This is a genomic window from Variovorax sp. 278MFTsu5.1, from assembly GCF_048305045.1.
GTDB classification, from domain to species: Bacteria; Pseudomonadota; Gammaproteobacteria; order Burkholderiales; family Burkholderiaceae_C; genus Variovorax; species Variovorax guangxiensis.
Genome location: NZ_CP157622.1, coordinates 6,388,806 through 6,408,744, shown reverse-complemented (window position 1 = coordinate 6,408,744; position 19,939 = coordinate 6,388,806). Strand labels below are relative to the sequence as shown.

21 protein-coding genes are annotated in these 19,939 nt (G+C 68.8%); 9 read left to right on the top strand and 12 right to left on the bottom strand.

The window, feature by feature from the left end; all coding sequences use genetic code 11:
- The first annotated feature begins 5 nt into the window (after nt 1-5).
- Entirely contained in the window at nt 6-1,067 is a 1,062-nt protein-coding gene (locus ABL844_RS29915) for a MerR family transcriptional regulator (protein ID WP_418129888.1), read from the top strand.
- Here the strand turns inward: ABL844_RS29915 and ABL844_RS29910 are convergent.
- Together ABL844_RS29910 and ABL844_RS29905 are read right to left on the bottom strand one after the other, a co-directional pair.
- Complete coding sequence (locus ABL844_RS29910) at nt 1,057-1,884, bottom strand: ABC transporter permease (protein WP_418129887.1); 828 nt, start codon at nt 1,882-1,884, stop codon at nt 1,057-1,059. The two genes, ABL844_RS29915 and ABL844_RS29910, sit on opposite strands and share 11 nt — an antisense overlap.
- Before the next feature lie 2 nt (nt 1,885-1,886).
- Entirely contained in the window at nt 1,887-2,876 is a 990-nt protein-coding gene (locus tag ABL844_RS29905) for an ATP-binding cassette domain-containing protein (protein WP_240650834.1), read from the bottom strand.
- Nucleotides 2,877-2,902: 26 nt separating this feature from the next.
- Here ABL844_RS29905 and ABL844_RS29900 point away from each other — a divergent pair, with 26 nt between their 5' ends.
- From ABL844_RS29900 to ABL844_RS29885, 4 genes are all read left to right on the top strand, one after another.
- Nucleotides 2,903-3,268 (top strand): hypothetical protein, encoded by a 366-nt coding sequence (locus ABL844_RS29900; protein WP_184639711.1) that lies wholly within the window; start codon nt 2,903-2,905, stop codon nt 3,266-3,268.
- Between the two features lie 99 nt (nt 3,269-3,367).
- On the top strand, nt 3,368-4,210 hold the full coding sequence (locus ABL844_RS29895) for a hypothetical protein (protein WP_418129886.1): 843 nt from the start codon (nt 3,368-3,370) through the stop codon (nt 4,208-4,210).
- Entirely contained in the window at nt 4,207-4,899 is a 693-nt protein-coding gene (locus tag ABL844_RS29890; protein ID WP_418129885.1) for a hypothetical protein, read from the top strand. Before ABL844_RS29895 ends, ABL844_RS29890 begins: the two co-directional genes overlap by 4 nt.
- Nucleotides 4,896-5,498, top strand: a complete 603-nt coding sequence (locus ABL844_RS29885) for a hypothetical protein (protein ID WP_369660522.1) — start codon at nt 4,896-4,898, stop codon at nt 5,496-5,498. The genes ABL844_RS29890 and ABL844_RS29885 overlap by 4 nt, the downstream gene beginning before the upstream one ends.
- A 21-nt stretch (nt 5,499-5,519) precedes the next feature.
- Here the strand turns inward: ABL844_RS29885 and ABL844_RS29880 are convergent, their stop codons facing one another.
- Complete coding sequence (locus tag ABL844_RS29880) at nt 5,520-6,410, bottom strand: LysR family transcriptional regulator (protein WP_369660523.1); 891 nt, start codon at nt 6,408-6,410, stop codon at nt 5,520-5,522.
- 115 nt (nt 6,411-6,525) lie between these two features.
- Here ABL844_RS29880 and ABL844_RS29875 point away from each other — a divergent pair, with 115 nt between their 5' ends.
- Together ABL844_RS29875 and ABL844_RS29870 are read left to right on the top strand one after the other, a co-directional pair.
- Nucleotides 6,526-7,191 (top strand): glutathione S-transferase family protein, encoded by a 666-nt coding sequence (locus ABL844_RS29875; RefSeq protein ID WP_418129884.1) that lies wholly within the window; start codon nt 6,526-6,528, stop codon nt 7,189-7,191.
- A complete protein-coding gene (locus ABL844_RS29870; RefSeq protein WP_418129883.1) occupies nt 7,188-8,180 on the top strand; it encodes a pyridoxamine 5'-phosphate oxidase family protein in 993 nt (330 codons plus the stop codon). The genes ABL844_RS29875 and ABL844_RS29870 overlap by 4 nt, the downstream gene beginning before the upstream one ends.
- On the opposite strand, the gene ABL844_RS29865 is transcribed toward ABL844_RS29870, so the two are convergent.
- On the bottom strand, nt 8,138-9,289 hold the full coding sequence (locus ABL844_RS29865; RefSeq protein ID WP_418131967.1) for a cytochrome P450: 1,152 nt from the start codon (nt 9,287-9,289) through the stop codon (nt 8,138-8,140). The genes ABL844_RS29870 and ABL844_RS29865 overlap by 43 nt on opposite strands.
- Before the next feature lie 112 nt (nt 9,290-9,401).
- Between ABL844_RS29865 and ABL844_RS29860 the strand changes: the two genes are divergently transcribed.
- A complete protein-coding gene (locus ABL844_RS29860; protein WP_418129882.1) occupies nt 9,402-10,106 on the top strand; it encodes an ArsR/SmtB family transcription factor in 705 nt (234 codons plus the stop codon).
- Between the two features lie 150 nt (nt 10,107-10,256).
- On the opposite strand, the gene ABL844_RS29855 is transcribed toward ABL844_RS29860, so the two are convergent.
- Nucleotides 10,257-11,210 (bottom strand): Bug family tripartite tricarboxylate transporter substrate binding protein, encoded by a 954-nt coding sequence (locus tag ABL844_RS29855; protein WP_418120535.1) that lies wholly within the window; start codon nt 11,208-11,210, stop codon nt 10,257-10,259.
- 232 nt (nt 11,211-11,442) lie between these two features.
- Between ABL844_RS29855 and ABL844_RS29850 the strand changes: the two genes are divergently transcribed.
- Entirely contained in the window at nt 11,443-12,573 is a 1,131-nt protein-coding gene (locus ABL844_RS29850) for an IS110 family transposase (protein ID WP_418129293.1), read from the top strand.
- A gap of 307 nt (nt 12,574-12,880) precedes the next feature.
- Here the strand turns inward: ABL844_RS29850 and ABL844_RS29845 are convergent, their stop codons facing one another.
- From ABL844_RS29845 to ABL844_RS29815, 7 genes are all read right to left on the bottom strand, one after another.
- Nucleotides 12,881-13,894: a Bug family tripartite tricarboxylate transporter substrate binding protein gene (locus ABL844_RS29845; RefSeq protein ID WP_184639730.1), complete on the bottom strand. Its 1,014-nt coding sequence runs from the start codon at nt 13,892-13,894 to the stop codon at nt 12,881-12,883.
- 125 nt (nt 13,895-14,019) lie between these two features.
- Entirely contained in the window at nt 14,020-15,537 is a 1,518-nt protein-coding gene (locus ABL844_RS29840; protein ID WP_126025474.1) for an AMP nucleosidase, read from the bottom strand.
- 38 nt (nt 15,538-15,575) lie between these two features.
- The gene (locus tag ABL844_RS29835; RefSeq protein WP_418129881.1) at nt 15,576-16,127 is read right to left on the bottom strand and encodes a TIGR00725 family protein; all 552 of its coding nucleotides are present in this window, start codon (nt 16,125-16,127) and stop codon (nt 15,576-15,578) included.
- The gene (locus ABL844_RS29830) at nt 16,075-16,899 is read right to left on the bottom strand and encodes an ABC transporter permease (protein WP_418129880.1); all 825 of its coding nucleotides are present in this window, start codon (nt 16,897-16,899) and stop codon (nt 16,075-16,077) included. The genes ABL844_RS29835 and ABL844_RS29830 overlap by 53 nt, the downstream gene beginning before the upstream one ends.
- 6 nt (nt 16,900-16,905) lie before the next feature.
- Nucleotides 16,906-17,985 carry an extracellular solute-binding protein gene (locus ABL844_RS29825; RefSeq protein ID WP_418129879.1) on the bottom strand — a complete coding sequence of 360 codons (1,080 nt, stop codon included), beginning with the start codon at nt 17,983-17,985 and terminating at the stop codon, nt 16,906-16,908.
- 22 nt (nt 17,986-18,007) lie between these two features.
- Nucleotides 18,008-19,036: an ABC transporter ATP-binding protein gene (locus ABL844_RS29820; protein WP_418129878.1), complete on the bottom strand. Its 1,029-nt coding sequence runs from the start codon at nt 19,034-19,036 to the stop codon at nt 18,008-18,010.
- Nucleotides 19,037-19,055: 19 nt separating this feature from the next.
- Nucleotides 19,056-19,823 carry an ABC transporter permease gene (locus tag ABL844_RS29815; RefSeq protein WP_418129877.1) on the bottom strand — a complete coding sequence of 256 codons (768 nt, stop codon included), beginning with the start codon at nt 19,821-19,823 and terminating at the stop codon, nt 19,056-19,058.
- Nucleotides 19,824-19,939 lie beyond the last annotated feature (116 nt).

The window sequence follows — 19,939 nt, the reverse complement described above, 5'->3', positions numbered from 1 at the left end:
TCATCGTGCGATCCAACACCCGATTCCTCAGCCCGTCCGAAGCCGCAAGGCGGCTCGGCGTGTCAGCCAAGGCCCTGCGGCTCTACGAGCAGCGTGGTCTGGTGGAGCCCGAGCGGACCGCTGCAGGCTGGCGTGTCTATGGCCCTGAGCAGATGGCCCTTGCCGCCGAAATCGTCGCGCTTCGAGCGCTCGGCTTCAGCCTTGCTCAGGTGGGGCGAGTGTTGCAAGGCGACCCGCAGGGGCTGGAGCAGACATTGGCGGCTCATCAGGCAGCGCTGGAGGCGCAGTTGCATGGGCTTGCAGCAACGGTCGCGAAGATTCGGAGCCTGCGAACTGATCTGCTGCAAGGCCGCACGCCGACCATCGGCGAACTCGCGGACCTGCGCGCACCAACCACCGAGGTTCGCGTCGCGTTTCGGCTTCCGTGGCCCTGGGGTGGCGAGCTTTTCGAGCTGCGCGACATCCGCGCGCTGAACTACATCATCGGCCCGCTCGGCAGCGGCAAGACGCGGCTTGCGCACAGCCTTGCCGAGGCGCTGCCCGATGCAGTCTTCCTGGGATTGCACAGACTTGAAGAAGCCGAGGCGGCAGCAGCGAAGGCAAGACTGCACGCCGACAACCGGCTGAAGTCGAGAGTCGACGAGGCCTTGGCTTGGCTCGAGGAAGACGGCGCCACGCCGTCGGACGCCTTGTCGGTGCTGCTCTCCGAACTCGAAGCCGAACGCTCCGCCACACTCATCGTGGACATGATCGAGCAAGGCCTGGACCAGCCCACACAGGAGGCCCTGATCGCCTGGCTGCGCCGAAGAGCCACCGGCGCACGGCCGATGTTCATGCTCACCCGCTCCAGCGCGATCCTGGACCTGTCCGCCGTGGGCCCTGACGAAATCATCATTCTTTGTCCCGCCAACCACAGCCCGCCGATGCAGGTCGCGCCGTATTCCGGCGCACCCGGCTACGAAGCGGTCGCCACCTGCCTGGCCTCGCCGGAAGTGCGGGCGCGGACGGCGGGCGTCATCGCGTGGTTTCCGCCGGGCCGCGTGGAGGCCGCTGCTGCTACGCCCTGAACCTCTTGCGCGTCAGCCCCAGCGCAATCCAGAACGCCACAACCGCATACACCGCCAGCACCACCGCGTGCGCCCACCAGCCGGTGGGCCACTGGTCCATGAAGAGCGGCCGCACCAGCGCCACGGCATTCGTCAGCGGCAGCCACGCGGCCACTGCCTGCACGGCGGCGGGCAATTGCTCCAGAGGAAAGAACACGCCGCTCAGGAACATCATCGGCGTCATGAACAGCGTGAAGTAGTAGGTGAAGAAGTCGTAGCCCTTCGCCAGCGCATTGAAGATCAGCGCGATCGAGGAGAAGGTGATGCCCGCGCCGATCAGCACCATCCACGCGACGATGAGCTTGGGGCTGTGGCTGATGCCCAGCCCCAGCATCACGAAAAGGATGGCCGTCACGGTGAAGATCGACTTGAACGCCGCCCACAGCATCTCGGCCAGCACGATGTCGTCCAGGCCCACGGGGGCGTTCATGATGCCGTCCCAGGTCTTCTGCACGTGCATGCGCGAGAAGGCCGAATAGAGCGCCTCGAAGCTCGCCGCGTTCATCGCGCTCATGCAGATCGAGCCGCTCGCCAGGAACAGGATGTACGGCACCTTCACGCCGTCGACCGACACCTGCCCCACCAGCGCGCCCATGCCGTAGCCGAAGGCCACGAGCCAGATCAGCGGTTCGGCGATGTTGCCGATCAGGCTCGGTATGGCGAGCTTGCGCCACACCAGCAGGTTGCGCAGGAACACGGGCCACCAGCGCAGCGAGAGCTGGGGCGGGCGCCACGGTGAGGGCGAAGGGGGCGCGGTTGTGGTGGTGGTCGTGTTCATGTCTAGCCATCTTCACGAATCTGGCGACCCGTGAGCTTGAGAAAGAGGTCTTCGAGATTCGCGGGCCGGTGGAAGGTGCGCAGCCCGCCGTGCCGCGTCAGCGCATCGAGCAGCCGCCGCGCGTCCTGGGTGTAGAAGAACACCGTCTCGCCGCTGACTTCCACGCGCGCCGCCATCGCCTTCAGCTCGGCCGACCCGGCCAGCGAGAGCGCGCCGTTGCCGTACACCTCGACCACGTCGGGCTCCAGGTGCTCGGCGATCAGGTCGCGCGGGCGGCCCTCGGCGATCTTGCGGCCGTGGTCCAGCACCAGCAGGCGCGAGCACAGGCGCTCGGCCTCGTCCATGAAGTGCGTGGTCAGCAGGATCGACTTGCCCTGCTGCAGCAGCACCTGCAGCCGCTCCCACATCAGGTGCCGCGCCTGCGGGTCGAGCCCGGTGGTGGGTTCGTCCAGCAGCAGCAGCTTCGGGTCGTTGACCAGCGCACGCGCCAGCGAGAGCCGCCGCCGCATGCCGCCCGAGAGCTCGCCCGGCTTCGCGTCGGCCTTGTGCGAGAGCGCCGCGAACTCCAGCAACTGCGGAACGCGCGCACGCACCTGCGCCTTGCTGAAGCCGAAGTAGCGGCCGTACACCACGAGGTTCTCGGCGCAGCTGAAGTCGGGGTCCAGCGTGTCGAACTGCGACACCACGCCCAGCTGCGCCTTGATCGCCAGCGCATCGCGCGGCATCTGCAGCCCCAGCGCCGAGATCTCGCCGCCGTCGGGCGCGGTGAGGCCCAGGCACATGCGGATGGTGGTGGTCTTGCCGGCGCCGTTCGGGCCGATCACGCCGAGGCACTCGCCGGGTGCGATCTCGAACGACAGGTCGTTCACGACCGTGGTGTCGCCATAGCGCTTGTGCAGATGGCTGGCGTGGAAGAGGGGAGGCGGGGCGGAGGAAGAGGGTGTAGGCGGCACGCGGCCATTCTGACGCAGCCGGACGCGGGGCGTGCCCATCGCTTCAATCGATGGACAATCCGCCGATGTTCAGAGCAACTTCATGGATCGTGGCGTGCCTGGCCGCCACGGCGGTGCAGGTGGCGGCGGCGGCAGCGCCGGCCGATCCGAAACGGTGCGAACAGCTCCACGAGGTCGCGAATGCGAGCCCTGGCTTCGTCCCGCGCTACGGCGCGGTCGTTGTCGGCGCCGGCCGAGCGCATCTCCACACGGCGCCCGACGCCGCCTGCGACAGCGGCAAGTTCCTGATACCCAAGGACCGCGTCACCGTCTACACGCCGTACAAGGAATGGGTTCAGGTGATGTTCATCCACCCGAAGACGGGCGAGGACACTATGGGCTGGATGCTCGACAGCCGCCTGAAGACGACCGGCGCCATGGGCCCTCGATAACCCGGGGCGGAGCGAGCTCCCGGCAGCGGCAAAATCGCCGCACCCATCGATCGACGGATGAATGAGCCAATGGCATTGCACACGGGGGGAGACCCAAGAATGCTGCGTTTCTGGCTGGCGCTGGCGGCCTTTCTGCTGCTCGGCGCCTGCGCACCCTTTCACCGGCCCCTGGCGGCCGCGGACCGCAACAAGGTCCAGGAAGTCGACCTGCGCGTGGTCGTCGCGCAGGAGAGCTTCATGTTCTCCGCGCAGTCGCCCGGCGTGAGTGCCGCCACGGGCGGCGGGCTGATCGGTGCGCTCATCGATTCCTCCGTGCAGCAGTCGCGCCAGAAGGACATGAGCGCCGAGGTGCAGGCCATCGTCGGCCCGCTGCTCGACTACGACTACCGCGCCGAGGCGGCCCGGGCGCTCGAGGCGCAGCTCGGCGAGCCGTCTTCGTTCCCGCTGAAGATCCGCTCCGCGCGGCTGCTTCCGGCCATGCCCGTCAAGGCCGAGCACGAGGCCCGCATCGCCGCCACGAAGAACGGTCCCGCCTACATGGTGCTGTTGCTGCAGTACGCGCTGGAGCCCGGCCTGGGCGCCTTCACCACGCGCACCTCGGCCCTGCTCTGGCAGGACGGCAGGAGCGAGCCCAGCTATCGCGCCGCGGCCATCTTCCAGACGCCCGTGGGCGGCGTCGCGCGCGCCACCGTCATCCGCCGCCTCACCGCCGATGACGGCCAGGTGCTGCGCGGCATGATGCGCGAGTCGATGACGCAGACGCTGCATGCGGTGGCGCTGGACATCGCCGGCGCGCGCTCGGGCGCGGTGAAGACCGCGCGCTTCAACGTCAACGGCTCGTGGGTGACGCTGGCCGGCCAGAGCTTCGACGAGCGGCCGGGCCGCGTGCTGTTCCGCGACCAGGACGGCGCGCTCTATTCGGTCAGGAGCGCTGCGCCATGAGGCCGCTGCGCCACGCCTGGAGACCGGCCGCTTTCAGCGCCCTGTGCATGCTCGGCGCCACGCCGGGCATCTCGCAAGCGCTGACCGAGACCGAGCCGCTTCCCATGGTCTACGAAGCGGCACCCGAGCCGGCCGAGCGGCCCAACAGTACGCCCGCCCCTGTGCTGCGCGTAGCCAGCGGCTGCACGCTGTATCTGCCGAAGATCGACGACATGCGCCTGCACAAGGCCAGCGTCGGCAACCTGACATTGATGCTGCCCACACTGCACGCCACGCCGGTGAAGGTGCAGTCCATCCGTGCCGGCGGCGATCCGGTCGAGTGGGCGCGCAGTGCGCTGCAGTCCGCAAGCCGCTACGGCCTGCAGGTGGTGAGTGCCGTGCCGCCCTCGACGGGCGCTGCTGCGAGGCAGGTCACGGCCGACGTCGCGCTGCGCCTGGCGCATTCGTGGTCGTCGGGCCTCAACCTCGTCTCGCACGTCGTGCTGCAGGCCAGCTACCGCATGCCCGGCGCCGAGCCCGTGATGCGCCAGTACCACGGCATGGGCACGCGCGCGAACTGGGCCAGCGGCAATGGCGAATTCATGTCGGTGCTCAATCTCGGCATGGAAGAAGCGGTGCGCGGCATGGTCGCCGACACGGCCGCGCTGTGCGACGGCAAGCCTCTGCCAGATCGGGGGGGCGCGCCATGAACACGATTCCGCGGCCGCTGAAAGGCCGGCTCGAACTCCACTTGACTTGCGGTGCGATGGATGCCGCGCGGATTCCTTTCTTCGTTGAGGTCTGCGAGCAGGTGGGGCTCAAGCCGCTGCTGATCGACCTCGCCCACGGCGAGCAGAAGCAGCAGCCCATGGCCACCACCTGGCTGCGTGGCGACCTCGCCGAGGCGAAGGCCGAGGCGATGGCGCTTGCGCAGTGGCTGGCGCGTGCGGGCATGGCCGTGCTGCGCGTGAAGGTCGAGGCCCCCATCCAGGGTCACGAATGCCTGAGCCGGCCCGACGAGTACTTCGAATGGCACGGCAAGCTGCGCGTGCACGACGCCTCCGCGTTGCAGCACCTGTGCGAGACGCACGGCGCGCGCCTCTCGCGCAACAGCCTGAAGGACGAGACGGACGTGCGCTTCGCCACCCTGCGCAGCCGCGAACCGCTGGACGGGTTCAAGGCTCGGGTCGCGGCACTGACCGGCCAGTTGGAGCGCCAGGGCTGGCCGCTGCTGAAGCAGGAGACGGAGATCTGCCTGCTCGACAGCCGGGAGTCGATGGACGCGGGATGGCTGGAAGCAGCTGCATGAACCTGCGGTGCGCTCCGCCGTTCAAAGCCTGAGCCCGCAGAACTCCGCCTTCATCCACTCGATGAACGCCCGAGTGCGCGCCGGCAGCAGCCGCGCATTCGGATAGATCACGCTCACCGGCCGCGGCGGCGGCTCGAAGTCTTCGAGCACCAGCCTCAGCCTTCCCTGCGCGACGTGCGGCATCACCTGGTACGAGAAGAAGGTGCCGAACCCCATGCCCGCGGCGCACGATTCGATGGCGGGCGCGAGGTGGTTGAATTCCAGCCGGTTGTCGGGCGTCACGCTGATCGCCTTGCCGCCCTCGTAGAACTGCCACTGTGCCGGCGCATCGACGCGGCCGCGCACGCACGGGGCGCCGTTCAGTTCGCGCGGGTGCGTCGGCGTGCCGTGCTGCGCAAGGTAGTCGGGGCTCGCTACCAGCACGCGGCGGATGGTGCCCATGGTCTGCGCGACGAGCGAGGAATCTTCCAGCGGGCTGATGCGGATGCCGACGTCGATGCCTTCCTCCAGCAGGTTCACGGTGCGGTCGTACAGCCGCACGCTGCAGCGCACTTTTTCGTAGCGCTTCATGAAGCGCACGATGGCCGGTGCCACGTACATGTGGCCGAAGAGCACCGGCGCGGTGATGGTGAGCTGGCCGGCGGGCTCGCGCGCCTCGGCTTTCAGCGCGAGGTCGGCGGCATCGGCCGCGAGCAGCACCTCGCGTGCGCTCGGCAGGTAGCTGCGCCCCTCCTCGGTGAGCGAGAGTCGGCGCGTGGTGCGGTGGAACAGGCGCACGCCCAGGTGGGCCTCCAGCGCGGCGAGCGAGCGCACCACCGCGGGCAGCGAGGTGCCCAGCGCCTCGGCGGCGCGAGTGAGGCTGCCCTGGTCGGCGATCTGAACGAAGGTCTGCATGGCCTTGAAGCGATCCATGGAGCGATTAAACCGGAAAACGCAGCAGTCAAATACAGGAAAGGCTATTCATTCGATGACTGCAAGAGAGAAGAATCCGGCCATGCCCCACCTCTTCGCAGAAAAGGAATTGCTCATGACCGCCGCCCGCCTCTCTCAACCTGTGCAGCCCATCAAGCTCTACGGCTCCTTCCTTTCGGGCCACGTGCATCGCGTGCGCCTTTTCCTCACGATGCTCGGCCTGCCCTTCGAGAACATCGAGCTCGACATGCGCAAGCGCGAGAACCGCACGCCGGAGTTCCTGGCGCGCAACCCCTTCGGCCAGGTGCCGGTGATCGAGGACGGCGAGCTCACGCTGGCCGATTCCAACGCCATCCTGGTCTATCTCAACGAGCGCTATTCGGCCGACCCCTCGCGCTGGATGCCGCGCGACGCAATCGGCGCGGCGCGCGTGCAGCGCTGGTTCTCGGTGGCGGCCGGTCCGCTAGCCTATGGCCCGGCGGCCGCGCGGGTCATGGTGCTGTTCGGCCACGCGGCCGATCCCACGGAGACCGTCAAGCGCTCGCACGCGCTGCTCTCGGTGATGGAAACGCACCTGCAGCAGCAGCCCTTCCTCGCAGGTCCCGAGGCCACGCTGGCCGACATCGCGAACTACGCCTACGTGGCGCACGCCCCTGAAGGCAGCGTGTCGCTCGACGGCTATCCGAGCGTGCGCGAGTGGCTGGCGCGCGTCGAGGCATTGCCCGGCTTCGTGCCGATGGTGCGCACCGCCGTAGGACTCGCCGCGGAGGCCAGCTCATGATCGCCGCTCCATTCCATGCCGGCGAGCGCACGCTGCAGGCGCTGGCGGGTTCGCGCGAACAGATGGAGGTCGCCGGCCCCCGCGTGATCCGCGACTACATGCCCGACCAGCACCGTGAGTTCTTCTCGCTGCTGCCCTTCATCGTGGCCGGCAGCCTGGATGCCGACCTGCAGCCCTGGGCCAGCGTGCTCGCCGGGCCCGCCGGCTTCGTGCATTCGCCCGATGCCACGCACCTGCGCGTCGATGCGCTGCCCACGGCGAGCGATCCGCTCATCGGCCAGCTGAAGCAGGGCGCAACCCTGGGGCTGCTCGGCATCCAGCCGCACACGCGGCGGCGCAACCGCATGAACGGCACGGTGGAGGCGCTCGATGCGGCGGGCTTCAGCGTCGCGGTGCAGCAGAGCTTCGGCAACTGCCCGCGCTACATCCAGGCGCGCGAGCCGGAGTTCGTCGCGCCGCGCGCTACCGGTGCGGCTCCCGTGCAGTGGCTCGACAGGCTGGATCTTGCTGCGCACCGCCTCATCGGCAGCGCCGACACGCTGTTCCTTGCCACTGCCTACCCCCACGAAGCCGCGGCGGGCGACGAGGCCGACGCGAGCTCGCACGGCGTCGACGTGTCGCATCGCGGCGGCCGTCCGGGCTTCGTGCGCATCGATGGCGACGACACGCTCGTGCTGCCGGACTTCAACGGCAACCGCTTCTTCAACACGCTGGGCAACCTCGCCGTGCATCCGCGCGCGGGCCTGCTGTTCGTCGACTTCGACAGCGGCGACCTGCTGCACGTGGCGGCCACAGCCGAGATCGTGTGGAACGGCCCCGAGGTCGATGCGTTCGAGGGGGCGGAGCGGCTGGTGCGCTTCCGCGTCACGCACGCGCTGCGCCGGCCGGGCGCGCTGCCGCTGCGCTGGGGCGATGCGCAGCTGTCGCCGCACCTCGCGGGCACCGGTCAGTGGAACACGGGGATGCGCCCGTTGGCCGACGGCCGGTAGCTCCAGCCGCGCAGGCGCTGGGCATCGAGGTCGGCTGCATGCTGCAGCAGCAGCGTGTGGAGGCTGGCGGCGGCCAGCGTGCAGGCCAGCGCCTGTCCCGGACACGCGTGCATGCCGTGGCCGAAGCCGAGCATGCGGCGCCGTTCGCGCAGGGGCATGAACCGGTCGGGCTCGGGGTTGAACGCCGGATCGCGGTTGGCCGATGCCAGCAGCACCAGCACCGTGTCGCCCGCAGCCACGTCGGTGCCGGCGATGGTGACGGCCTCGGCGGCGAAGCGCCGCGTGTTCTGCACCGACGGGTCGTGGCGCGCGGTTTCCTCGACGACGGCCTGGAGGCCATTGCGCGTGCGGGCCGAAGGCCGCAGCGACGGCTCGCGCATCAGTGCGATCAGGCTGTTGCCGACCAATCCGGCCGTGGCGTCGCAGGTCTGCGAGAGCAGACCAGCGAGGTTCGCGAGCAGCGAGCGCGACAGGAGCGCATCGCCGCCTGCGCTTTCTGCCAGCACCGCAGCGAGCAGCGTGCCGTGCCGCGGCGCATTGCCGGTTGCCAGGACTTCGAAGCGCGCCATCAGCTCCGCGGCGGCAGTGCTCGCGCGCTGCAACTGTTCGAGCGTGGAAAGCGGCGACAGGCAGGCCACGAAGTCGCGCATCCACCGGTCCACCTGCGGCAGCGCATCGTCGGCAAATCCGAGCAGGTGCGCGGCGGACTGCACCGGCATCGAGAACAGCGTGTCGGAAAGCGGCTGCTGCCGAGGCGCGCGCTGCGCGACCTGCAGGGCGGATTCGTACACCGCGTTCATGTCGAGCCCGGCGAGCGCGCGTTGCAGCGCGGGCCTGTGGGCCTGATGCGCGGCACCGTCGTTCATTCGGACCAGGTGGCCGAACACCTCGCCGGCCGGGCTGCCCACGATGGCGCGCGGCACGGGCTCGGCGGCCGGCCGCACGCGCAAGGCACCGTGGGCCTGCAGCACCTGTTCGACCAGGTCCGCGCGGCTCGCGACCCACAGGCGCAGCTTCTCGTTCCACGCGAGCGGCGGTCCGTCGCGAAGGGTGGCGTAGTAGGGGTAAGGATCGGCATGCGTGGCGGCCGCGACCGGATCGGCGGGCATGGCAGAGGGCGTGGGGCTCGTGTTCGTCATGGCGCCAGTGTGCGGTCGAAGCTGCCGCCACACTTCGCCCGCGAACGAAGTGTGGCGTGCGCCGCCGTCTTAGGATGGGCGCATGGACGACACCCTTTCCTCATCCGCCGACTTCCAGCTCGCCCGCCTGGCCGGCGCGATCGCCGAGCCGGCGCGCGCCCGCATGCTGAGCTGCCTGATGGACGGCCACGCACGCACCGCCACCGAGCTCGCCACCGTCGCCGAGGTGGCAGCCTCCACCGCCAGTGCACACCTGGCGCGCCTGAAGGAAGAGCGGCTGGTCGACGTGCTGGTGCAGGGCAAGCACCGCTACTTCCGCCTCGCCAACGACGACGTCGCTTCCGCGCTCGAAAGCCTGATGGTGGTGGCCGGCACCCCACGCACGCCACCTGCGCCCGAGTTCAGGCCCAGCACGCCGAGCCGCCTGCGCAGCGCCCGCACCTGCTACGACCACATGGCGGGCACGGCCGGCGTCGCGCTGCACGACCGGCTGCATGCGCAGGGCTGGCTCAGCGGACTGCAAAGCGGCTCCTACGAACTCACGCCCGATGGCGCGATCGCGCTGGAGAGCCTGGGCGTGGAGATCGACGAGGTGCGCCGCTCGCGCCGCCGCTTCGCCTGTGCCTGCCTCGACTGGAGCGAGCGCCGCCCGCACCTGGGCGGCGCGCTGGGCGCGGCGTGGCTGCAGCTGTCGCTGAAACGGGGATGGGTGCGGCAGGAGCTGGACGGGCGGGCGCTCACGCTGACGCCGAAGGCGCAGCGGGAGATGCCGGAGCTCTTCGCATGAAAGAGTGCGGCCGATTCGGCGCAAAGGTTCGCAAGGCGCAGCCCAAGGCGGGGACGCCGCGGAACCGGCTTTGCCGGGCCGCAGGTGTCGCCCCCGGAAGGGGGTTGGCGCAGCGACACGAAGTGCGCGAAGCCTGGGGGAGAGCCTGTTTCAGGCCTTGAGCTTGAGCAGATAGATGAGGGGCCCGGCCATCGCCGTATCGAGATCGAGGAAGCTCTCGAAGTCCTTGCCCGCCATCCAGTACGGGTCCCAGTTGTTGCGCTTGATGGTCTTCTGCCAGACGTCGGCCTGGGTGGCGCGGCGCACGGCTTCGAGCAGCACGGCCTTTCGTTCCGCCGTGACCTTCTTGCCGGTGAGCACGCCGCGCCAGTTGGCGAGGTCGGCGTCCACGCCCTGTTCGCGCACCGACGGAATGCCCAGGAACGGCCGCTTGGCCGACACGCCGATGGCGCGCAGCTTGCCGTTGGCGAGTTGCTCGCTGAATTCGCTGTAGCCCGAAATGCCGGCGGCTGCCTTGCCCGATTCGAGCGCCTCGACCACCTGCGCGCCGCCAGGATGCGGTTGGTAGACCAGCGCGCCCGCGTTGCCGGCCACGCGCGCCAGCATGCCCGCGTACATGTGGTCCACGCCGCCGGCCGAGCCGCCCGCAATGACCGTCTTCGCGGCATCTGCGCGCAGCTGTGCGATCAGGTCCTTCGGCGTCTTGATGGGGGAGTCGGCCTTCACGGCCACCACTTCGTAGTCGCTGGTGAGCCGCGCAACGGGCGCCACCTGCGCCATGGTGATGGCGGGCTTCTGCAGTGCCACGGCACCGACCATGACCATGCCGCTCATCAGCAGCGTGTCGGGGTCGGCGTCGTATTTCTCGACGTACTTGGCCAGGCCGATGGTGCCGCCCTTGCCGCCGATGTTCTCGTAGCTGATGTCCCCCACCGCCCCCGAGGCGATCATCGCGGCGCCCAGCGCGCGGCCGGTCTGGTCCCAGCCGCCGCCTTCGTTGGCGGGAATGACGATGCGCAGCTTGGGTGCGAGCTGCGCTTCAGCCGCGTCCGCTGCTGAAGGCCGCAGCGCGGGCACAACGCCCACGGCGGCGGCCGATGCCATCCAGGCGGTGAAGCCACGGCGAGACAGCCCCGTGGGGGCAGTTGGCACGAAATGCGTCATTTTGTTTCCGGCTCCCTATAAAAGTAACCGGATGATCGACGAAAACCGTGTCAGACATCATGGTCGCGCTGCTTGCGAAGCGGCCGGTCTCCGCTGACGTAGGTTGCAAGCGAGCTTGCCGAGCTACATGCTGGAGACCGTGGTCACTACCAGCAAGGAAAGGAGACCGGCCATGCAAGAGATTAGCAAGATCCACGTGGGTTTGGACGTTCACAAGGACAGCATTGCCGTTGCAGTGGCTGAGCCTGGGCGAGCGGCAGCCAAGGTGATCGGCACGATCAGGCACGACGTTCCCAAGCTGCTGAAGTTGCTCGTCAAACTAGGCGACACCGAAGCCGTGCATGTGGTCTATGAGGCAGGTCCCACTGGCTGGGGCTTGCAGCGTGCCTTGACGGCCAAGGGTTACAGCTGCGAGGTCATTGCGCCGTCGAAGATGCCTCGACGTCCCGGAGACCGCATCAAGACCGACCGGCGCGACTGCGCGCAATTGGCCGAGTGCTCGCGTGCGGGACAACTGCGCGCGGTGTGGGTGCCTCGACCTGAGGACGAAGCCATTCGAGACCTGGCACGCGCCCGCGAAGATGCGCTGAACGACCGGCGCCAATTGCGCCAACAGCTCAAGGCCCTGCTGTTGCGCCACGACGTGCGCTTCCCGGGCAAGACCTCCTGGACGCAGGCGCACCATGCATGGCTCGGGAAGCTGAACTTCTCCGAGGTGGCAACGCAGGCAGCATTTATGGACTACTGGATGGCTGTGCAGGCCAGCGATGAACGCCTCAAGCGCCTGAGCTCAGCACTGCTCGAGTACGTCAAGAATTGGCGCTTTGCGCCACAGGTATCGGCGCTGCAGGCGCTGCGAGGCATCGACGTGACCTGCGCCATCGCACTGGTGGCCGAGATCGGGGACTTCAGCCGCTTCGATCATCCGCGCAAGCTCATGGGTTACTTGGGTCTGGTGCCCTCGGAGCGCTCCAGCGGTGAGCGCACTGCACGAGGCAGTATCACCAAGACTGGCAACGCGCATGCGAGAAGGATGCTGAGCGAGGCGGCGTGGAGCTACCGCTTCAAGCCACGATTGGGTGAGCGTGCACGTCGGCGCCAGGAAGGCTTGAGCCAGCAGCTGTGCGCTATTGGCTGGACGGCGCAGGTACGCCTGACGCAGCGCTTCGCAAAGCTCGACGCCCGTGGAGTGCACAGGAACAAGGTGTGTGTGGCCGTGGCGCGTGAACTCACCGGCTTCGTCTGGGCAGTTGCTCAGGCGGCGGACACACCATCGCAGGCAACACAAGGAGGCACGACATGAGCGAGATCGATTCGGTGATGCGACCCACGCACCCGGCAGGGCAACCCTCGTAATGGCTGCATAGGCTCCGAAAGGATGATCCACGACTTTTAGAGCGAGGCAGGCCCGCGACGGATCGATGAAGTGCCGGTAGCCAATCCGCGGATATGAGCATGATTCATCGTCGCTTGCGCGCTCGGGTCGCATCACCCGATCGATCTCATATGAGAAAAAATTAAATCCTCGTTGACGGCAGCGACCATATGAGCCATTAGTGTCATTTGCTCGGGGTAAACCCGAACAAAACCCTAGCGAGCGAACCGGCGGTTCAGGCCTTGAGCTTCAGCAGATAGATGAGAGGGCCGGCCATCGCGGTGTCGGTCTCGAGGAAGTTCTCGAACTCCTTGCCCTCGAGCCAGAACGGGTCCCAGTTGTTCTGCTTGACGGTTTTCTGCCACAGCTCGGTGGCGGTGGCGCGCCGCACCACCGTCAGCAGGGCCGCCTTGCGGTATGGCGGTACCTTGCGGCCGGTGAGCACGCCGCGCCAGTTGGCGAGGTCGGCGTCCACGCCCTGTTCGCGCACCGAGGCGATGCCCTGGAACGGCCGCTTCGACGACACGCCGATGGCGCGCAGCTTGCCGCTGGCCAGGCCCTCGGCGAACTCGCTGTAGCCCGAGATGCCCGCCACGGCCTTGCCGGTATCGAGTGCCTCGACCACCTCCGCTCCGCCGGGGTGCGCCTGGTAGACCAGCGACTGCGAGGCATCGGCCACGCGCGCCAGCATGCCGGCGTACATGTGGTCCACGCCGCCTGCCGAGCCGCCCGCGATGACGGTGCCGGCCGCGTCCGCGCGCAGTTGCGCGATCAGGTCCTTCGGCGTCCTGATGGGTGAGTCGGCCTTCACCGCGATCACCTCGTAGTCGCTGGTGAGGCGGGCGATGGGCGCCATGTTGGCCATGGTGACCGTGGGCTTCTGCAGCGCCACCGCGCCGACCATGACCATGCCGCTCATCAGCAGCGTGTCGGGATCGGCGTCGTATTTCTCGACGTACCTGGCGAGACCGATCGTGCCGCCCTTGCCGCCGACGTTCTCGTACACCACGTTGCCGACCGCGCCCGATGCCAGCATCGCGGCGCCCAGCGCACGGCCCGTCTGGTCCCAGCCGCCGCCTTCGTTGGCGGGGATCACGATGCGCAGCCGGTTGCTCAGCGGCGCGTCGGCGGCGTGCGCGGCGCGCGGCCACAGCGCGGCGTGTCCTGCGCCGGCTGCGGCGGCCGAGGCCGCGATCCATGCAGAAAAACTGCGACGGGAGATGGGGGGAACGGAGCGCGACTGGGTCATCTTCTTTCCGGTTGTCGTGGGATAGACCGGATGATGTCCGCGAAACGCGCCAATCCCGCGCGGCCGCGGGCAGGACAAACCCTGAGGCCCCGGCCCTTGCCGGGCCCCTGCTGGAGCCGTTCTTCTTACTGGAACGCCACTTCGGCGAAGCTGCGCAGCTTGCGACTGTGCAGCCGGGTCGAGCCCTCGGCGCGCAGGATGTCGATGGCCCGCATGCCGATGCGCAGGTGCTGCTCCACGCGCTCGCGGTAGAAGTGGTTGGCCATCCCGGGCAGCTTGATCTCGCCGTGCAGCGGCTTGTCGCTCACGCACAGCAGGGTGCCGTAGGGCACGCGGAAGCGGAAGCCGTTGGCCGCGATGGTGGCGCTTTCCATGTCGAGCGCCACCGCGCGGCTCTGGCTGAAGCGGCGCTGCGGCTGGTTGCCCGGCAGCAGCTCCCAGTTGCGGTTGTCTGTGCTGGCCACGGTGCCGGTACGCATGATCTTCTTCAGGTCGGGGCCCTCGTAGCGCGTGACGTCGGCCACTGCTTTTTCCAGCGCGAGCTGGATCTCCGACAGCGCCGGGATCGGCACCCACAGCGGCAGTTCCTCGTCGAGCACGTGGTCCTCGCGCACGTAGGCGTGGGCCAGCACGTAGTCGCCGAGCTGCTGCGTGTTGCGAAGGCCGGCGCAGTGGCCCAGCATCATCCAGGCATGCGGGCGCAGCACCGCGATGTGGTCGGTGATGGTCTTGGCGTTGGCCGGGCCCACGCCGATGTTGACCATGGTGGTGCCGCTGCAGTCCTCGCGCACCAGGTGGTAGGCCGGCATCTGGGGCAGGCGCGGCGGTGCGGTGCCCTGGCTGCCGTCGAGCAGGTGGCCGTAGGTAGCGCTCGAGCCGGCGGGCAGGCCGCGGCGGCGCGTGACCACGTTGCCGGGCTCGATGAAGGCGACGTACTCGCTGTTCTCGTCGGCCATGGCCTCGTGGCCCAGGCGCACGAATTCGTCGATGTAGAACTGGTAGTTGGTGAACAGCACGAAGTTCTGGAACCACTCCGGCGCCGTGCCCGAGTAGTGGCGCAGGCGGTGCAGCGAGTAGTCGACCCGCGCGGCGGTGAAGAGCGACAGCGGCTGCGCCTCGCCGTCGCGCGCCTCGAAGGTGCCGTTGGCGATGCCGTCGTCCATCACGCCCAGGTCGGGCAGGTCGAACACGTCGCGCATGAGGGCGCGGCGCTCGGCGCTCATGGTGCCTTCGATGTGGTCGTTCTCGGCGAAGGAGAAATGGATCGGGATCGGCTGCGTGCTGGTGCCGACCTCGAGCTCGACCTGGTGGTTTTCCAGCAGCAGGCGGAACTGGTCGAGGTAGTAGCGCGAGAACAGGTCGGGGCGCGTCAGCGTGGTCTCGTAGCGGCCGGGGCCGGCCACGAAGCCGTAGCTCAGGCCGGCGTTGGCCGGCGGCGTGTGGCGCGAGACGGTGTGGGTGTGCACCCGCACGAAGGGGTAGCAGGCCCGCACCCGACCCGGCAGTTCTTCGCCGGCGACGAAGCGCAGCATCGATTCGCGCAGGTGCGCGAGGCCGCTCTGGTAGATCAGCTTGACCTGTTCGAGTGCGGCGGCGGCGTCGGTGAAGCGGGCGGGAGCGACGAAGGTTGGCATGTAGGGCATGCCGGCATTGTGCAATGCGGCTGCCCCGTCAGCTCGGGTCAGTTCAACAGGCAGGCCAGCACCTTCGCCAGCATGTCGTTCACGTCCGTGGCCTGCACCGCGCCGGGCAGCGCCACGTCGCCGTGCATCACGAACACCGGCTTGCCCCACTTGAGGCCCAGCGCCATTTCAGACAGCGTGCCCATGTTGCCGCCGATGGCGACCAGGCACACGCCGCTGCGTGCGACGATGCCGTTGCGCATCTCGCCCATGCCGGTGGGGATGGCCACGCTGAGCCATTCGTTGGCATTGCGGTCGTCGTCCTCGGGCAGGATGCCCACGGCGATGCCGCCGGCTTCCGCCGCGCCGCGCGAGGCTGCGGCCATCACGCCACCGCGCCCGCCGCAGACCACCGCCATGCCCGCGCCGGCCAGCGCATGCGCCACCGCATGGGCGGCCTCGCACTCGGCCGGCCCCCCGTCGCCGGGGCCGATGATGGCCACCGGCTGGCGGTGGCGCGCAGGCCCCCGCTGTTTCTGCGCGAGGCGTTCCAGCGCCTCAGTGACCGGCGCCGGCAGCACCGCCGCGCTCGCGCCTTCGCGTAAAGACATCGCCCACTCCCATCACGATCACACACACAACCATCAGCACCAGCGACAGGGCCGCCGCCACCGCGAAATCGGAACCGCCGTCGCCCACCTGCGCCAGCAGCATCAGCGGCAGGATGTTGAGCTGCGTGCCCACCAGCGCCAGCGCCGTGCCGTAGGTGCCCATCGCTATCGCGGCCACCATGCAGGCGTTCGACAGGACCGAAGGCAGCACCTCGGGCACCACCGTGTCCCGGAAGGCGCGCGCTTTCGACGCACCCAGCGTGCGCGCCGCCTGCGCCGGGCGCAGGTCGAGGTTCGCGAACACCGGGTACAGCGACAGCGCCACGCGCGGAATCAGGTAGTAGGCATACGCAAAACCCAGGCCCGACACGCTGTAGATCCAGCTGCCGATGGCGGCGGGGTCGGCGCCCAGCCCCGCGAGCAGCTGCGTCACGAAGCCCGCCCGGCCGAAGGCCAGGATGAAGCCGTAGGCGATCACCAGGCCCGAAAAGGCCAGCGGCAGGCCCAGCAGCGTCATCATCCAGCGGCGGCGCGCGGCAGGCTGGCGCGCCAGCTCGATAGCGATGCAGGTGCCCACCAGCGCCGACATCGCACCCGCCGCGAGCCCGAGCGCCAGCGTATTGCGCAACGCGCCGAAGAAGAGCGCGTTGCCGAACAGCCGCCCGAAGGCGCTGCCGCCTTCGCCGAAGGCCTCGGGCAGCAGCGCCGCCAGCGGCACCGCGAAGAACAGCGCCATGAAGGCCCACGCGGGCCAGGCGCCAAAGCGTCGCATGGCTGCTTACTTGCCCAGTGCGGCTTGCGCCCAGAGCTTGTCGATTTCCGCCTTGCGCTCCGAGGCCTTCACCACGTCCAGCGGCCTGATCTGCGGCGCGGCCGGCATCCTGGCGGCCACGTCGGCGGCCAGCGGCGTGCCCGGCACTGCAGGGCGCACGAAGCCCTGGGCGAACAGCGACTGGCCGGCCTCGCTCATGATGAAGTTGAGCCACAGCTTGCCGGCGTTCGGGTTCGGGCCGTTCTTCACAAGGCTGATGGCGTAGGGCGCGGCCACGCTGGCTTCCTTGGGGATCACGACTTCCACCGCGTCGCCCATGCCGTCGACGTGCTTGGCCTTCAGGCCGTCGTTCTCGTAGCTGATCCACACCGGGATCTCGCCCTTGAGGAACTTGGCATAGGGCGTGGTGCCTTCCACGCGAAGCACGTTGCCGGCCGCATGCAGCTTGCCGAGGTAGTCGGTGCCGGGCTGCACGTTGTCGACGCTGCCGCCGTTGGCATAGGCCGCCGCGAAGGTCAGCACCTGCCCTATGCCGGTGGAGCGCGGGTCGAGGTACACGACCGTGTTCTTGAACTCGGGCTTGAGCAGGTCGGCCCAGCCGGTCGGCACGTTCTTCACCAGCTTCTTGTTGACCAGGAAGGCGATGTTGAGCGTGTGGATGGTGAACCAGCGGCCTTCGGCCTCGCGGAACACGGGCGGGAGCTTGTCGAAGTTGACGGGCTTGAAGGGCGCGACCACGTCCTTCTTCGCGGCGTCGACGGCCGAGGCGGCGAAGTAGTAGGCGGTGTCGGCCTGCGGGCGGCGCCTGGTCTTCTCGAGCGAGACCACGGTGGCGGCGGAGCCGATGTCGTTGTAGGTCAGCTCGATCTCGGGGTAGCGCTTCTTGAAATCGCGGAACAGCGACTTCCAGTTGGCCCATTCAGGGCCGGTGTCGAAGGAGACGCACAGGCCTTCCTTCTGCGCCTCGGCGTACAGCGCCTTCTCGCCCGCGTAGAGCTCGGGGCCGTCGAAGGCGAATGCGGTACGGGCCGCGAGAGAGGCCAGCGGCAGTGCGCCGGCGGCCTGGATCAGATGTCTGCGTTGCATGGTGGCTCCTTGGAGGAAGAGGTCAGTGGTCGAGTAAGCGGAGGTGCTCGGGCGCGATGGCGATGGCCTCGCCGGCGGGCTTCGCCGATTCGGCGAGGAAGGGCTTGGCCGCGCCCGGCACTTCGAAGTCGTAGCGCGTGAGCGCGCCCAGGTAGCGCTGCGCGCCGGTGCGACCCGCGAGGCGATTGACGGCGTCGGCGGCAGGGTCGGGCCGGATGTGCTCGGGCCGCACCAGCACCTGCACCTCGGTGCCGAGCGCGCGCCTGCCGGTGTCGGCGAAGAGCTCGGCAAAACCCATGTCCAGCCGGCCGGGCGCAGCCACCTTCGCGGGCAGGATCGTCGAGAGCCCGACGAACTCGGCCACCGCGCGGCTCTCGGGGTTCTCGTAGATGTCGCGCGGCGTGGCGATCTGCAGCAGCCGGCCGTCTTTCAGCATCGCCACGCGGTCGGCCATGGCCAGCGCTTCCTCCTGGTCGTGCGTGACCAGCAGCGTGGTGGCGTTGAAGCGCTGCTGGATGGCGCGGATCTGGTCGCGCAGGTGGCCGCGCACGCTGGCGTCGAGCGCCGAGAGCGGCTCGTCGAGCAGCAGGGCGCGAGGGTCGATGGCCAGCGCGCGGGCCAGCGCCACGCGCTGCTGCTGCCCGCCCGAGAGCTGCGCCACGGCGCGCCGCGAGAACTCGCCCAGCCCCACGATGTCGAGCAGCTCCTGCGCGCGGCGGTGCCGGTCAGCCGTGGCCACCTTGCGCAGCTTCAGGCCGTAGGCGACGTTGTCGAGCACGCTCAGGTGCGGAAAGAGCGCGTAGCTCTGGAACACCATGCCGATGTGGCGCTGGTGCACCGGCGTGCGCGACATGTCCTCGCCGTCGAGCGCGATGCGGCCGGTGTGGCCCGTCTCCAGGCCCGACACGAGCTTGAGCAGCGTCGACTTGCCCGAGCCGCTGGGCCCGATCACCGCGACCAGCTCGCCGGTGCGCACGTCGAGCGACACCTCGTGCAGGCCGTGTGTGCTGCCGGGATAGTTGTAGCTGACCTTGTCGAGGAGGAGGCTCATGGCGTATCGGTTCTGCCGCTTATGCGCGTTGCTTCACGAGGGAGGAGGAAAGAAGCGCCGACGCGCTCGCCAGCACCAGCAGGATCACCGTGGCCGCGCAGGCGAAGCCCGTCGCGCCGTAGAAGGCCTGCAGCAGCACCACCGGGTAGGTGCGGTTCTGGAAACTCGTGAGCAGGTTCGACACGCCGAACTCGCCCACCGAGATGGCCGCCACCATCACCAGCCCGCTGATCAGGCTCTGGCGCAGGCTGGGCAGCACGATGCCGGTGAACTGCTGCCAGCCCGAGGCGCCGAGCGTGGCGGCCGCCTGCTCCAGGCGGCTCAGGTCGAGGTGGCGCAGGTCGGTCAGCAGCGTGTTGGTGAGGTAGGGCAGGGTGAGGATCGCGTGCGCAGCGATCAAGAGAGGCATCGAGCCCAGCCAGGGCGCGAGGTCGGTGTTGAAGACGATCATGTAGCCGAAGGCCAGCGTGATCGCCGGCACCGCCACCGGCGTGGCGCTCACGATGCGCGCCGCCAGGCTGCCGCCGCGCCGCGCACCGTGATACAGCGCATAGGCCAGCGGCAGGGCCAGCACGGTGTTGATGGCACAGGCCGACATGGCCACCACGAGGCTGCTCACGAAGGCCTTGCGGAAGGAGGTGTCTAGCCAGAGGTCGGCATACCACTGCCCGGTGATGCCCGTGGGCAGCAGCGTGTTGGTCCAGTTGCCGCCCACGCTGCCGACCAGCAGCAGCGCGATGGGCAGCAGCAGGTACAGGCCGTAGATGAGCGAGATGACGCGAACCAAGCTTGCCTCCGAATGTCATGGGCGCCCGGCATACTTTCCGGATGCGCTACTGTTCGCGCCGGGCTTGCCGCCGCGTTGCCTCGAATTCTAGGAATCGCGTACGAACTTATGGGTGA

What these genes read in the sequence shown, in the direction of transcription:
- ABL844_RS29855 (WP_418120535.1), bottom strand. Translation starts at nt 11,210, where the DNA reads ATGGCATCGGCCGCCGCCGTGGGCGTTGTGCCCGCGCTGCGGCCTTCA.
- ABL844_RS29830 (WP_418129880.1), bottom strand. Translation starts at nt 16,899, where the DNA reads ATGCGACGCTTTGGCGCCTGGCCCGCGTGGGCCTTCATGGCGCTGTTC.
- ABL844_RS29825 (WP_418129879.1), bottom strand. Translation starts at nt 17,985, where the DNA reads ATGCAACGCAGACATCTGATCCAGGCCGCCGGCGCACTGCCGCTGGCC.
- ABL844_RS29835 (WP_418129881.1), bottom strand. Translation starts at nt 16,127, where the DNA reads ATGTCTTTACGCGAAGGCGCGAGCGCGGCGGTGCTGCCGGCGCCGGTC.
- ABL844_RS29895 (WP_418129886.1), top strand. Translation starts at nt 3,368, where the DNA reads ATGCTGCGTTTCTGGCTGGCGCTGGCGGCCTTTCTGCTGCTCGGCGCC.
- ABL844_RS29880 (WP_369660523.1), bottom strand. Translation starts at nt 6,410, where the DNA reads ATGGATCGCTTCAAGGCCATGCAGACCTTCGTTCAGATCGCCGACCAG.
- ABL844_RS29890 (WP_418129885.1), top strand. Translation starts at nt 4,207, where the DNA reads ATGAGGCCGCTGCGCCACGCCTGGAGACCGGCCGCTTTCAGCGCCCTG.
- ABL844_RS29875 (WP_418129884.1), top strand. Translation starts at nt 6,526, where the DNA reads ATGACCGCCGCCCGCCTCTCTCAACCTGTGCAGCCCATCAAGCTCTAC.
- ABL844_RS29865 (WP_418131967.1), bottom strand. Translation starts at nt 9,289, where the DNA reads ATGCCCGCCGATCCGGTCGCGGCCGCCACGCATGCCGATCCTTACCCC.
- ABL844_RS29910 (WP_418129887.1), bottom strand. Translation starts at nt 1,884, where the DNA reads ATGAACACGACCACCACCACAACCGCGCCCCCTTCGCCCTCACCGTGG.
- ABL844_RS29850 (WP_418129293.1), top strand. Translation starts at nt 11,443, where the DNA reads ATGCAAGAGATTAGCAAGATCCACGTGGGTTTGGACGTTCACAAGGAC.
- ABL844_RS29840 (WP_126025474.1), bottom strand. Translation starts at nt 15,537, where the DNA reads ATGCCCTACATGCCAACCTTCGTCGCTCCCGCCCGCTTCACCGACGCC.
- ABL844_RS29870 (WP_418129883.1), top strand. Translation starts at nt 7,188, where the DNA reads ATGATCGCCGCTCCATTCCATGCCGGCGAGCGCACGCTGCAGGCGCTG.
- ABL844_RS29820 (WP_418129878.1), bottom strand. Translation starts at nt 19,036, where the DNA reads ATGAGCCTCCTCCTCGACAAGGTCAGCTACAACTATCCCGGCAGCACA.
- ABL844_RS29905 (WP_240650834.1), bottom strand. Translation starts at nt 2,876, where the DNA reads ATGGGCACGCCCCGCGTCCGGCTGCGTCAGAATGGCCGCGTGCCGCCT.
- ABL844_RS29845 (WP_184639730.1), bottom strand. Translation starts at nt 13,894, where the DNA reads ATGACCCAGTCGCGCTCCGTTCCCCCCATCTCCCGTCGCAGTTTTTCT.
- ABL844_RS29860 (WP_418129882.1), top strand. Translation starts at nt 9,402, where the DNA reads ATGGACGACACCCTTTCCTCATCCGCCGACTTCCAGCTCGCCCGCCTG.
- ABL844_RS29900 (WP_184639711.1), top strand. Translation starts at nt 2,903, where the DNA reads ATGTTCAGAGCAACTTCATGGATCGTGGCGTGCCTGGCCGCCACGGCG.
- ABL844_RS29885 (WP_369660522.1), top strand. Translation starts at nt 4,896, where the DNA reads ATGAACACGATTCCGCGGCCGCTGAAAGGCCGGCTCGAACTCCACTTG.